We start from the raw sequence: 12,547 nt of genomic DNA on the forward strand, positions 1-12,547 counted from the left end.
CCTAAGCCCCTTGTGTGAGAAGTTTGGCGCGCCAATCACGCGGGTGGGCGCGCATGAGTTGTTCTAAATGCTGGGCATGGGTGGCATTGGAGCTAAAGATTTGCAAATGGGGACCTAGTGCTTTAAGACTAATATCCACGATATTAGAACTCCCATCGCCCATGTTTTTGATGAGCACTTGGTGGGCGTGGGTGGGGGTGTTTTCTAGGAAATGCGCTTCCATGTGGCTTAGTTGGATGCCTAGCTGGGTGCTGAGTAAAGCGCTATCCATGTGCTTTTGGGGGTAGAAAATCAAAGTGCCCATGTTGTTGATAAAGCTCTTGGCATGCTTTAAGTCGTAGAGTTGGTGGACATCCTGCAAGGCTAGCACCACCACCCCATTAGCCTTACGCCCCTGGGTAATAAGGGTATTGATGTGATCGTTGAGCACGCTATTTTGGGCGTAACTCTTAAACTCATCGACAAAGAGTAAAAAGCCCTGCTTGGTTTTGAGCGCGCGCGATAAGACCTTGTAAAAGATGTAGTAGGCTAGTAAGCCCAAATCTTTAGTGTTGAGGGTGATCGCGTCCATGTTGATGGTTGTCCACGGGGTTTTAAACTCTAAGCTATCTTGCATGGCGTTAAAAAGGGGGTGGTTGCAATAGGGTTCTAGGGCAAGAGAAAGTCTTGGGTTGTGCACAAGCGCGTCCTTGAAGTCTTGCAAGCAAAAGGCTTGGGGGTAGAGGGTAGCATACAAGCTCTCTAGGGCTTTGTGGATCGCATTGCGTTCTATTATGTCCTGTGTGCCCACCTCCAGCATCGCCGCGTAAAAAGAGTGCAAAAAATCGTGGTTTTCTTGGGTGCGCTCTAAGGATAGGGGGTTGATTTGGAAATGCGCCCCGCTATTATACACCCCCCCAAAGTAATGCGTGCAAGAAAAAAGCCCATAGGCGCGATCCAAGGCGAGAATATTGAGGTGGTCGTATTTGAGCGCGCTCATCATCAAAAAGCCCATTAAAGTCGTCTTGCCCGCCCCTGTCGCCCCGATGATCATCGTGTGCCCATTGACTTTAGCGACACTATGGGCGGCTACCCCCTTATGGCGCACTTCTTGGTTGTGGAAATTAAAAAGATAGGGGGAGTGATCCAAATTTTTGAAGACACTCAAGGGCATATCCCCCCAAGAATTGCTTTTAAAGCCCCGGTTAGCCCGCTCAAAAACCACCAAACACGCCAACGCCTGCGCGCTCAACAGACGCAAACGGGGATTAAGCTGGATACGCCCCGGAAAAAGCGAAAAATAAGCGGGTTTGAGCCCCAGAGTTTCTACCACGCCCACCAAGTGCTGGTTAGAAAGCAGGCTTAAGACCTCTTGGGTGTGCTGGTTAAGCGCGTCTAAACTAGGGCTTTTAAGAATGATATTCAAAGCGCATTGTTGCAAAACAAGCTGTTTGGATTTGAGGAGTTCATAGTAATGTTCTAATTGGGCGCGCACCAATTTGCTTAAACTCAAACGAATCTTCTCTTGGATAAAGGCTAGGGCTTCTTGCAAACCCAAGGGCTTGATAGAAAAGACAATGTCTAATTCTTTGGGCTGGTGGAGCAAAGAAGACAGGGCTATGGAGGTGATGCTCTGACTCTCATAGGCTTTGATCCCTAAAATGCGCTTATAAACGCGCATGCCATAGCGTTCTTGCAGAAAATAATCCTTGTGGAAGAACACATTAGTGGCGATGTAACTATCGCTTAAAAAACCCCAATGGGGTTGCAAGGGCAATTCTATGCCATTGATGATCGCGGCGTAAAACTCTAGGACTTCGTGCGCGTTGAGGATTTGGGGGTGGAAATCTTGCAGGGCATGGGTGATTTTTGCGATGGCATCGTTGAGCAAAGAGAGTTTGTGCGCGTAGGGGTCTTTGGCATCAGAGGCGATCAAGGCGCGCTTTTTGGTTTCAAAAAAGCCCTTAAGCGGGGTGGTGGTGGTTTCTAAAATAAGGTAATAGCTATTCTCATAAATGGATTTGCTCTCAAAATTGTAGATGATCTCTTGGGCGTGCGGGTTTTGCACGCGGGGATTTTGCTTGAGGGTGATTTCTTGGCGTTTGGTGTAAATGCGCAAGACAATGCCACAGAGTTGGCTCAAGGCGTTGTGTTTGCACTCAAAGTAATTTTCTAAATCCTGTTGGGCTAGGGCACTCAGACTCAAGCCCTCAATTTGCACCGCTCCCACGAGCTGTTCTTGTTTGGTGAGTAAAAAACGCGTGTCATAAAGCCCCGAAATATTATTTTCTTCTACCATAGAATAGACTTTAGGACTCACTCCCACGAGCAAATCCCAAGCCTTAGCGCGCAAAAAACTCCCAAACTTCTCCCACATGGGGCTATTATAGTGGTCTTTGCGTTAAGTTAGGATTAACTATAATGGTCCCAATGGATAAAGACCCCTTACAAGAAGCCTTGTTTGCAGAATTGCTAGAACGACTCACGCGCCAACAACAAGCCTTTGAAACCGAGATGCGCCGGCAAATGGAGAGTTTGGCAAGCCAGAAACTGGACTTAAACAGCGTTTTTAGATTGGAACGCCAACGCGTGGCTATCGCCTATAAACTTGTGGGCGTGTTGAGTGTGGTGAGTTTAGCCCTAGCCATCGCTTTGGTGGTGCTCTTGCCCCTCAAGCGCACAGAACACCATTTTGTGGACTTCGCCAATCAAGACAAGCATTACGCCATTATCCAGCGTGCTGATGAGAGTATCTCCAGCAATGAGGCGTTGGCGCGATCGCTCATAGGCACTTATATCCTCAATCGCGAGAGCGTTAACCACATTGACGATCAAGAACGCTACGAGGTGGTGCGCCTGCAAAGCGATCACAAGGTGTGGGCGATCTTTGAGAGTTTAGTCGCCTCTAAAAACAGCATTTACACCGACACACACATGGAACGCGACATCAAGGTCATCAATGTCGCCATTTTACAAAGGGCTAAGGGGGCTAATCTTGCCAACGCCCAGATCAGCGCAAAACTCTTCCGCGCGGGCAAATTGCTTTATGAGAAACGCTACAATGTAACTCTTAGCTACACCTTTCTACCCCAACCCAAATTTGACTACGCCCCCATGCCCAAAAACCCAACCGGCTTTCAGGTTACCCGTTACAGTGTTACAGAGATTTCGCACCTCAAAGACTAACTGACAAACTCTGTGAGTTTTTCTAACACCACCTCAGGCACGGCATCCTGGTGGATTTCGGTGAAAAAAACGCGATTCACACACGCCCCCCCCGCGCATGCCCCCCCCTGACTTTGATCGATCCAAAAATCGCTGTCTAAAACCGGGATACTCTTGGACTCGCTTAAAAATTCTAGGGATTGTTCTTTTCTAAAGCCCACCAGCCATGCGTAATTCTGTGCGGTGTTGGTGATGGGTTGGTATAAGCTTGTGTTGAGATCGTGGGGGCGCGCATCAAAGAGCAAGCCACGCACCTTAGAATCCTTGTAAGATCGCAACCAATCGGCGTAATACACCCCCGCGTTTTCTATATGTTCGTCCTCAAAATCTTGGCTAGCCCCCACAGCCTTAGCTGTCATTTGTAAAAGTGTGAGTGGAGAGGGGAGCTGGGTTAGGATATGCACATGCAAAATTTGGGTGGCGGTGTTGATGAGCGAAGTTGTGATAGCACGCAATGTCTCATCGCCTAAAAACACCTTAAGGGCGTATCCGCTACGCTTTTTCTCCCCCATCTTAGCCACCAGCGCGCTATTGTTTTGCAATTCTTCTTCTAAGAGTTTATCAAAACGCAACACCAACGCGTCCGCCTTTAGTAAAGAGGCGACTTGTTTCATGTAATTGCTATAGAGCGTGGGATCATGCCATGGGTAGGGTTTGTGTTGCATTAACACTCTATGCGCGTAGGCGCGCGCGTCTAAGATCAAACGCTTTTGGGAGTCATGGAGGATCGCCTGCAGAGGATTCATGGTAAACCTTTGATCAAAATTTGCCAAGCATTATACTTTAGGATCGTCTTAATTTGGGCTTTATTTGCCAAATGAGATTAAAAGGTTGTTATGGCGCGTTTGGTGTTGATCTGTCTTATTGCTATGGTGTTGGAGGCGGACACCTCTTTGCGACGCCTACAAGAAAATTTTAAGCGTTATTTGCTAGAGCCTAGCCAAAGCGCTCTTTATCTCAAAAGGGGGCGCAGAGCTTTAGAGCAGTGGGACTTGTCCTCTAGTCATGTCTTTAGCTCCTATCTTGATCTAAGCTCAGGCAAGCTATTACAAGCCACACTAGCAGGCATTGAAGATTTGCTCAAATTAGAACAAACCCCTAAGAATCCCTATTACCACAGCCCAACACTCCAACTACAAATCGTGCAAGCCCTAGAGGTGGTTGCGCGTTACTATGTCGTGGGGGGGCTTGAAAGAGGTAATTGGTGGCATTATGAAATTGGGATTCCCAAACTTCTCAATGAGATCTTGGTGCTGGGGGCGACTTTTATCCCCACAGCCTTGCGCGCTAAACTCTTGAGTGCCCAAACATACTACCAACCCGATGCGCGCTATTCAGGCTTAAGCGCAGGGGCGCGTGTGAGTAGCAACCCCAAGCCAAGACTAAGTCAGGGGGCTAACCGGGTGGATAGCGCGTTCATCAGCTTGATAAGGGGCGCGCTTGAAAATGACACTGCCCAAATCCAACAAGCCCTTGATGCCCTGCGCCCGGTGTCCCAAATCGTAGATCATGGCGATGGCTTTTATGCGGACGGATCGTTTATCCAGCACCAACATGTCCCCTCTAATGGGTCTTATGGACTGGTGTTGCTGAGGGGTTTAGCCCTGTTCATGTGGGTGTTAGATCACACGCGCTTTATGCAAGCAGACTTGATTAGCCCTAGTTTGTATGCGAGTGTGCTCAAATCCTACCCGTATTTTTTGATCCAAGGGGGGTTGAACGCTTCAATATGTGGGCGATCGATCAGCCGTGATCGCGAAGATGACTTTAGCCGCGCCTCGAGTCTCATCTTTGCTTTGGCGATCTTAGCCCAGCACGCACCGCCCCCCTATAAAATCCCCCTCCAACAACTCATCAAGGACAATTTGAAATTCCACCCCACCATCAAGCACACCTTCATAAAGCAAGCCCTAGAACAAATCGCCAAGAGCGATCTGGCTCCCTTGCGCCTAGATTCTGTGCGTATTTTTGGGGCGATGGATCGCGTGGTGGGGGGTAATATTGTGCTAGCCATGCACTCCAAGCGGATTTTGAACTACGAGAGAATGAACGGAGAAAATCTCAAGGGGTTTGACACCAGCGATGGGATGACTTATATTTATGGCAGAGATGCTAGGGCGTTTATAGATTATTGGCCCCTTGTGGATCCCTTTAAATTGCCCGGAACCACTGAGAACACCACCCAAGAACCCCCTAGTAAGGGGAAATTAAGTAGCCAAACTTGGGTGGGGGGCGTGTCTAATGGACACTATGGCTTTGTGGGGATGGATTTTCGCTCAGGGGATTTGCGCGCCAAAAAATCCTACTTGTTCCTAGATGGGGTGCTATTAGCCCTAGGCAATGTGCATAGCCCCAAGCAAGCCATCACCACCATAGACAATAGAAAGATCAACCCCACAGACCATATTAGCGTTGAAGCCAATGGTAAACCCCTTAGTGCTTTAGCCACTCTGTCCAAAAGAGGGGATTTTTTCAACTTCACCAACCCCACCAAGCGTTTTAACATCGGCTATATTCTCATGCAAGACTTACGCGTGTCCGTTCAAGAAGTGCTAAGAAGTGGGAGTTACGCCCAAATTGGGGGCAAATCCCCCCTTGTGTTGCGCGCGCCCTTTTTGCAAGCCCTCATCACGCACACCACCCCCCAAGCCACTTACGCCTATTTGGTGCTCCCCAACTTTTCTAAAGCGCAGGTGGAAACCTACCCCATTGACGACATAGTGATCTTAGCCCAAAAGGATTCATACCATGCCGTGCGCGTCAATTCTAAACACCTCTTAGCCATCAATAAATACCAGCACGGGGGGCTCAAAATCGCCAATCTCTATTTGACAGACGCGCTTTCTCTTTTAGAGATCACCACTCCCAAGGGCTTACAACTCAGTGTCGCCGATCCTAGCCAGCGCGCCCAACCTACCACCATTATCATTGATGGCAAATACGCCCTAGCCCAGCCCAGCCCAAGCGTCCAAGTTGCCCACAAGGGCGATCGCACATTACTAAACTTGCAACCCCCCGCCTTAGGAGCTTCTTTGGTGTTGGATTTGCTAAAGCTCTAGACTTGCGCGTAATCTAAGATGGCTTGCTTATGAGCGGGCGCGATCTCTAGGCTGAGTTCTAGCACACTCAAAGGCAGGGGGCAGTCTCTAAGTTTCACCGCGTCTTTAGTGGTAACCAATAAAGAAGTGGCTTGGTGGGCTTGGTAGGCTTGTTCTAAAACGCGCAGATCAAAACGGGCATGATCTCTAAAGTAGAGTTTGTGCACCACTTGCGCGGGCAAAAAGGGGTCTAAACGACTGGGGTTAGCAATTGCGCTCACTAAGATCATTCTGGGTGTAGGATCGCGCACCCAAACTTGGCGCGTGTAATCGCGCCCTTCTTGCAAGAGCATATCCGCTTGGCTGTAATTGCGGGGAAATTCGCGAAACGCCCCGCTGGGCAACACAAAGTTAAAGTAAGGCGCGCGCGCGGGTTGTAACACGATATTGAGTTTCTTAAAATTAAAGCGAAACCCATCATCTAGCAACACCACCTGCGCCCCTAAGGCTTTGGCTTTTAGCACCCCAGCTTTGCGATCCGCGCTCACAATGACACTCGCCTTCAAATTTAGCGCATAAAGATAGGCTTCATCGCCCGCACACTCTTGGGGTACTAGCACTTGAGCGCGCTGGCTCACCACCACCAAACCCCTAGAAGCGCGCTTATAACCCCGACTCACCACCCCCACATGCAAGGGTTCTAGGGCTTTGGCGATCTCTAAAATAAAGGGGGTTTTGCCACTCCCCCCCACCACCAAATTCCCCACGCTAATAATGGGCAAGCCCAAGTCTTCATAGGGGGCTAGGGCGCGTTTGATCGTAGCCACACCCCCATAGACAAGGCTAAAGGGGTAGAGTGTGTAGGCTAAAATCTTTTGGGGGAGGCTGGGCGCATAAAAATAGTTCTCAATCCAAGTCATTTTATTGCTTTTTAGGGGATTATGCACAAGTTAAGCTTAAGGCTTTTAGCGTTTAACTTGTGTGCCGATGTAGCCCCCATGAGATACAAAAAAGCACTTGAAAAACCCGGGGTGTTTGTGCCCTTTGTGATGTTGGGCGATCCCTGCTATGAGGTGAGTTTTAGCGTGGTGAAAACCCTAATAGATTTGGAGGTGGATGCGCTCGAATTGGGGTTTGCTTTCTCGGATCCAATAGCCGATGGGGCGGCGATTCAACTAGCCATGTGCGCGCGTTGCGCGCTGGGGTGAGCATGCGCGCCAACTTTGCATGGCTAGCAAAAATCCGCGCCTATAACGCCCACATCCCCATTGGTTTATTGGTGTATGCGAATTTGGTGCACCGCTTTGGCATTGAGGATTTTTATCGTGCCTGTTTGGAAAACGGGGTGGATAGTGTGCTGGTAGCCGATGTGCCCCTATTTGAGAGCGCGCCCTTTTTGCAAAGCGCGCAAAAACACCGCATCGCCCCTATTTTCATCGCTGCCCCCCACACTTCTCCTACCCACTTAGAGCAAATTGCTAGACTCAGCCACGCCTATATTTATGTGCTAGCCCGCGCGGGGGTTACAGGGACCCAGGAGTGTTTGCAAAGAGGGGCAAAAGAGGTCATTGCCCAGTTGCGCACGCATGGTAACACCCCTTGTTTGCTAGGTTTTGGTATTTCTAAACCTGAACATGCCCAAGTAGCCCTGCAAATGGGCGCGCAAGGGGTGATCGTGGGTTCGGCGTTGGTGCAAATCCTGCAAGCGCATTTAGACGATGTGGAAACCATGCTAGCGCGTTTGCGTATTTTCGTGCAATATATGCGCGCGGGCTTATGCTATAATTAGGCTTTAACGCGTAAGGGGCTGGAGTGCGAGGAAGTGTTTTTGGAGTTATGGGTAAGGGCGCGCGCTGGGGCTTGGGCTTGTGCCTGATCGCCTTATTTTTGAGTGGGTGTTTTTTGGTGCGTTTTTTTAGCAAGGATTTTGCCTATAATTCCTACCGCATTGTGCGCGTGGTGATGGACGGACAGAGCTTTAACACCGCCGATCTCATTTTAGAGGCGATCAACCCCCAACCCCCCGCCCCTAAGGACAAATTGGATTTACTCAAAGCGCAACTAGAAACCAAGATCAAAAATCTCAACGCGCAGGGCTTGCCCCCCGATACTTCCTTGATTAAAAGCGACATCCAACGCCTCCAAGAGGACATCGCGCGCAACCGCCAAAACGCCCAAGACCCCAAATACGCCAGCGCGATCGCCAGTAGCCCCATAGGGCGTGTGGAATTCGATCAAAAACAATTACGCGCCTATGGGACGGCTTATTGCAATAAGTATTTCATCAGTTACGCGTTTCGCGATGACGATCATCTCCACATTGAAGACAAGGGTATTTCGCGCCGGGTGTGCAAGAATGAGAAATTAATGGCTTTTGAATTAGCCTTTTATGGGCATTTACAAGGGCTTTTTACCATCACGCGCGATAAAAAGACTTTGGTGCTAGATAACCAAAAAATGCAAATCTACTTGCAACATTGAAGCCATGTATACGCTCAACACCTCTATACAATCCAAGCACAAAGTTAAGGGTTCGCTATTCTTGGGCTTTTTAATGCCTAGCGCGCGCTTTGAAAACACTCTAGCCCAAATCCAGCAAGAACACCACAAGGCGCGCCATATCTTGTATGCCTACCGCCGTGTGCAAAAAGGGCAAGTCCAAGAAGCCTTGCATGAGGGCAAAGAACCCAAAAACAGCGCGCGCGCGCTTTTGGACATCTTGCGCCATGAAGATTTATGCCAAAGCGCGGTGATCGTGGTGCGCTACTTTGGGGGGGTACTCTTGGGGGTGGGGGGGTTGATGAAAGCCTATGCGACCAGTGTGCAACTTTGTATCCAAGAAATGCACGCCACAAACGCCCTAGAGGTTTTTGAAGAACCCCTATTGCGCTTTGTGCCCTATGCCAAGCTAGACAGCCTGAGCGCGCGGGCTAAAAAGTGTGGCGTGGTCTTAGAAAAACAGGGTTTGGAATTAGAGGGCGTGTGGGTGCGCTTAAAAGGCGCGCAAGCCTTGAATATTTTAGGAGAAGTGTGTGGATAATTTATATGTGTGGCTTAAGATCGTGCATGTGATTTCGATCATCTCTTGGATGGCGGCGTTGTTGTATCTGCCTCGCTTGTTAGTCTACCACCGTGAAAACATAGACAAACAGGAGTTTGTGCGCATCGTGCAGGTGCAAGAGGACAAACTCTATGGCTACATCGCCATGCCTGCTATGGTGCTCTCTGTGCTCAGCGGAGTGCTCTTGCTCTATATCTTAGGCACAGAAGTCTTCCACCATGGGTGGTTGCACTTGAAATTACTCTGCGTGCTGATCTTATTGCACTACCACTTCATGTGCAAAAAGTTCATGCGCGCATTGCGCCATGATAGTGCGTATAAAAGCCCGTCTTTCTTTAGGTGGATCAACGAAGTGCCCACAATCTGCATGATCGTGATCGTCTTTTGCGTGGTGGGGAAATTCTTTTGAGCTCAGGGCGCGAGCACAAACAAGATCAGATCATTGGCATGTTTGATGCCATTGCGCCCACTTATGACAGCACGAATCGCCTATTGAGTTTCAAACAAGATGAGAGATGGCGCAAGGATTCGATCGCGCGCGCTTTGCACTGGGTCTACGCCTTTAGGGGGAATTTGCGCGGTTTGCGCGTAGCCGATGTGGCTTGTGGCACAGCTGACATGCTCTTGCACATTTTAAGCGCGCTGGAGATGTCTGGGGGAAGTGTGGCGCATATTTATGGGATCGATCCTTCTAAAGAGATGTTGCACCTCGCCCAAGCCAAGATCGCCGCGCGCGCTAAAGATCACCTCTGTATTTCTTTAGAGTGCTTGCAGGCTAAGGATCTCTCCATATTGCCTAACCAAAGTTTGGATTTAATTGCTATCGCCTATGGTTTACGCAATGTTCTAGAGAGGCAACAAGCCCTGAGCGAATTTAGCCGCACACTTAAAAAGGACGGAGTGTTGCTAGTGCTAGAGTTTATGCGTTGCGATCAACGCGGGATTTTAGGCACTTTGGCGCATTTTTACACGGCTAAGATTTTGCCCATCTTTGGCATGTTACTTAGCCGCAACTACAAGGCTTATGCCTATTTGCCCGCTTCTATTGAGGGTTTTATTAGTGTGGACGAATTAGAAGACGAGCTCAATGCGGTGGGCTTGGAGGTGGTGGAGAAAAAGCACTACCTATGTAAGAGCGTGTCTTGCATTGTAGCGCTCAAAAACGCACAAGGGTAAGCATGCACCTAGCGATCTTCCAAATAGCGCGCCTAGATTTAGAGTTCTTGCAAAGGAATTTAGCCCAAATCCCTGAGGGCGCGCTGTGCCTTTTTCCCGAGTATGTGTTAAGCCCGTTCTTTTTGGATCTACTCAAAAGCGATCCACAACACTGCGCCAGCCAAGCCCAAGCCCGCCAAGCCCAGCTAGAAGCCCTAGCGCGCCAAAGGGGGGTGCATTTAGCCCTGCCCACTTTGTCATTGCAAGATCACAAGCTCTACAAACAAATGGCGTGGATTAGCCCTAAGCACACGCGTTACTGCCTCCAGCAACGCTTGATCGCCTTTGATCATTGGAATGAGCGCGCCTTTTTTGCTAACCCGCACCAAGAATTACAAATGCCCTTAAATTTCGTGTTAGAGGGCATTAAGATCGCCTTGCTCTTTGGCTATGAATTGCACTTTGACAAGCTATGGGTGATGTTGCAGGAAGCCAGCGTGGATATGGTGCTGTTGAGCACAGCTAGCACCTTTGAGTCCTTTGATCGCTGGCGTGCCGTGTGTAGCGCGCGCGCTTTTTGTAATTCTATGTTAGTGGCGCGCGCTAATCGAGTGGGCATGGTGCGCCAAGAGTATTACCAAGAACACAAATGCAATCTTGCTTGGCGTTTTTATGGGGATAGCTTTGTGGCTCTGCCCAATGGACAGATTGAAGACAGCTTGCAGGGGCAAGAGGGGGTTTTGCACCTAGAGGTGCAAAAGGCTTATTTGGACGCATGGGCGCGCGAATGGGGCTTTAGAACCCCTAAAACTCATCTAGGAGAGTTCCATGATTGATAAAAAATTATTGCTGAAAGATTTTGAGGGTGTGGTAGAAAACCTGCAAAAACGCTTTGTAAATCCCCAAGTTTTACTGGAGTTAAAGGGGGTGTTGCTGGAGTTTAAAGCCCAAAAGCTCCAACTTGAAGAAGCACAAGCCTTCCAAAACAAGATCTCTAAAGACTTCTACACCGCACAACGCCAAAATGACCCACAGGCTGATAAGATCAAAATTTCTCTAGAGCAAAACAAGAGCAAGATCGCCCACCTGCAAGCCCAAGCCAACACCTTAGAAGACAAGCTAGACACCCTTTTGGCGGGTATCCCCAATTTGTTAGATTTGGCTACCCCCTTTGGCAAAGATGAAGAGGATAATGTGGAGATCAAGAGGGTGTTAACCCCTAAGAGTTTTGACTTCCCCCCCCAAGAACACCACACACTTGCCCAAAAAAATGGCTGGATCGACTTTGAGAGGGCGGTGAAGATCTCTAAGAGTCGCTTCAATGTCTTGCGCGCCCAAGGGGCGTTACTGCACCGCGCGTTGGCTAATTTTATGCTCGACTCCAATGCCGCGCGTGGCTTTGAGATTGTCAGCCCGCCGGTGGTTGTCAATAGCGCAAGTCTGTTTGGCACGGGGCAACTCCCTAAATTCCAAGAAGACCTTTTTAAGATTGAGGACGAATCGCTGTATTTGATCCCCACTTCTGAGGTGAGTTTGACCAATCTTTACGCCGATGAGATTTTGCCCCTAGAGGATTTGCCTATTATGATGACCGCTTGCACGCCATGTTTTCGCAAAGAGGCCGGGAGCGCTTCTAAGGACACACATGGCATGATTCGCCAACACCAATTTGACAAGGTGGAGTTAGTCGCGCTCACCCACCCTAATGAAAGTGATCGCATGCAAGAAAAGATGTTAGAGGCAGCCAGCGCGATCTTGTGCGCCCTAGAGCTCCCCCATCGCTTTGTGCAACTTTGCAGTGGCGATCTAGGTTTTAGCGCAAGTAACACGGTGGATATTGAGGTGTGGTTGCCCGGGCAGGGGTGTTATCGCGAGATTAGCTCGGTGTCTAACACGCGCGATTTCCAAGCCCGGCGGGCTAAAATCCGCTACAAAGAAGGCAAGAAAAACGCGCTAGTGCATACTCTCAATGGCTCCTCTTTGGCTGTAGGGCGCACTTTGGTTGCCCTCATGGAAAACCACCAAGATCGCCATGGGGAGATTCACATCCCCAAAGTCTTAGAACCCTATTTGAAAAGCTGGGTGTAGC

Annotated in this window: 11 protein-coding genes and 1 pseudogene; 9 read left to right on the top strand and 3 right to left on the bottom strand. The window is 49.3% G+C overall.

Features of this window, described 5'->3' with window-relative positions:
• Position 1: 1 nt before the first annotated feature.
• Complete coding sequence (locus EAO37_RS04975) at positions 2-2,356, bottom strand: TraM recognition domain-containing protein (RefSeq protein ID WP_120951966.1); 2,355 nt, start codon at positions 2,354-2,356, stop codon at positions 2-4.
• A gap of 53 nt (positions 2,357-2,409) precedes the next feature.
• Between EAO37_RS04975 and EAO37_RS04980 the strand changes: the two genes are divergently transcribed.
• The gene (locus EAO37_RS04980; RefSeq protein WP_120951969.1) at positions 2,410-3,165 is read left to right on the top strand and encodes a VirB8/TrbF family protein; all 756 of its coding nucleotides are present in this window, start codon (positions 2,410-2,412) and stop codon (positions 3,163-3,165) included.
• On the opposite strand, the gene EAO37_RS04985 is transcribed toward EAO37_RS04980, so the two are convergent.
• Positions 3,162-3,950, bottom strand: coding sequence for a hypothetical protein (locus EAO37_RS04985; protein ID WP_120944934.1), 789 nt, complete (start codon positions 3,948-3,950; stop codon positions 3,162-3,164). The genes EAO37_RS04980 and EAO37_RS04985 overlap by 4 nt on opposite strands.
• 90 nt (positions 3,951-4,040) lie before the next feature.
• On the opposite strand from EAO37_RS04985, the gene EAO37_RS04990 reads away from it, so the two are divergent.
• Entirely contained in the window at positions 4,041-6,263 is a 2,223-nt protein-coding gene (locus tag EAO37_RS04990) for a polysaccharide lyase family 8 super-sandwich domain-containing protein (RefSeq protein WP_120951974.1), read from the top strand.
• Here EAO37_RS04990 and EAO37_RS04995 read toward each other — a convergent pair.
• Positions 6,260-7,162 carry a tetraacyldisaccharide 4'-kinase gene (locus tag EAO37_RS04995; protein ID WP_120951977.1) on the bottom strand — a complete coding sequence of 301 codons (903 nt, stop codon included), beginning with the start codon at positions 7,160-7,162 and terminating at the stop codon, positions 6,260-6,262. The genes EAO37_RS04990 and EAO37_RS04995 overlap by 4 nt on opposite strands.
• Positions 7,163-7,240: 78 nt before the next feature.
• On the opposite strand from EAO37_RS04995, the pseudogene trpA reads away from it, so the two are divergent.
• The 7 genes and pseudogenes from trpA (at position 7,241) to serS (ending at position 12,546) form a co-directional block, all read left to right on the top strand.
• A pseudogene (gene trpA / locus EAO37_RS05000) lies at positions 7,241-8,031 on the top strand (tryptophan synthase subunit alpha).
• 23 nt (positions 8,032-8,054) lie between these two features.
• Positions 8,055-8,723, top strand: coding sequence for an META domain-containing protein (locus EAO37_RS05005; RefSeq protein WP_240451730.1), 669 nt, complete (start codon positions 8,055-8,057; stop codon positions 8,721-8,723).
• A gap of 4 nt (positions 8,724-8,727) precedes the next feature.
• Positions 8,728-9,282, top strand: coding sequence for a YigZ family protein (locus EAO37_RS05010; protein WP_120951983.1), 555 nt, complete (start codon positions 8,728-8,730; stop codon positions 9,280-9,282).
• 49 nt (positions 9,283-9,331) lie between these two features.
• On the top strand, positions 9,332-9,712 hold the full coding sequence (gene hemJ / locus EAO37_RS05015; protein ID WP_235853027.1) for a protoporphyrinogen oxidase HemJ: 381 nt from the start codon (positions 9,332-9,334) through the stop codon (positions 9,710-9,712).
• Positions 9,709-10,479 (top strand): ubiquinone/menaquinone biosynthesis methyltransferase, encoded by a 771-nt coding sequence (locus EAO37_RS05020; protein ID WP_240451731.1) that lies wholly within the window; start codon positions 9,709-9,711, stop codon positions 10,477-10,479. The genes hemJ and EAO37_RS05020 overlap by 4 nt, the downstream gene beginning before the upstream one ends.
• Positions 10,480-10,481: 2 nt before the next feature.
• Positions 10,482-11,294: a carbon-nitrogen hydrolase family protein gene (locus EAO37_RS05025; protein ID WP_120951986.1), complete on the top strand. Its 813-nt coding sequence runs from the start codon at positions 10,482-10,484 to the stop codon at positions 11,292-11,294.
• Positions 11,287-12,546, top strand: coding sequence for a serine--tRNA ligase (gene serS, locus EAO37_RS05030; RefSeq protein WP_120951989.1), 1,260 nt, complete (start codon positions 11,287-11,289; stop codon positions 12,544-12,546). The genes EAO37_RS05025 and serS overlap by 8 nt, the downstream gene beginning before the upstream one ends.
• Position 12,547 lies beyond the last annotated feature (1 nt).

The sequence above is a fragment of the Helicobacter sp. L8 genome, from assembly GCF_003660355.1.
Classification (GTDB): Bacteria; Campylobacterota; Campylobacteria; order Campylobacterales; family Helicobacteraceae; genus Helicobacter; species Helicobacter labacensis.

What these genes read in the sequence shown, in the direction of transcription:
- EAO37_RS04985 (WP_120944934.1), bottom strand. Translation starts at nt 3,950, where the DNA reads ATGAATCCTCTGCAGGCGATCCTCCATGACTCCCAAAAGCGTTTGATC.
- EAO37_RS04975 (WP_120951966.1), bottom strand. Translation starts at nt 2,356, where the DNA reads ATGTGGGAGAAGTTTGGGAGTTTTTTGCGCGCTAAGGCTTGGGATTTG.
- EAO37_RS05025 (WP_120951986.1), top strand. Translation starts at nt 10,482, where the DNA reads ATGCACCTAGCGATCTTCCAAATAGCGCGCCTAGATTTAGAGTTCTTG.
- EAO37_RS05010 (WP_120951983.1), top strand. Translation starts at nt 8,728, where the DNA reads ATGTATACGCTCAACACCTCTATACAATCCAAGCACAAAGTTAAGGGT.
- serS (WP_120951989.1), top strand. Translation starts at nt 11,287, where the DNA reads ATGATTGATAAAAAATTATTGCTGAAAGATTTTGAGGGTGTGGTAGAA.
- EAO37_RS04995 (WP_120951977.1), bottom strand. Translation starts at nt 7,162, where the DNA reads ATGACTTGGATTGAGAACTATTTTTATGCGCCCAGCCTCCCCCAAAAG.
- EAO37_RS04990 (WP_120951974.1), top strand. Translation starts at nt 4,041, where the DNA reads ATGGCGCGTTTGGTGTTGATCTGTCTTATTGCTATGGTGTTGGAGGCG.
- hemJ (WP_235853027.1), top strand. Translation starts at nt 9,332, where the DNA reads ATGGCGGCGTTGTTGTATCTGCCTCGCTTGTTAGTCTACCACCGTGAA.
- EAO37_RS04980 (WP_120951969.1), top strand. Translation starts at nt 2,410, where the DNA reads ATGGATAAAGACCCCTTACAAGAAGCCTTGTTTGCAGAATTGCTAGAA.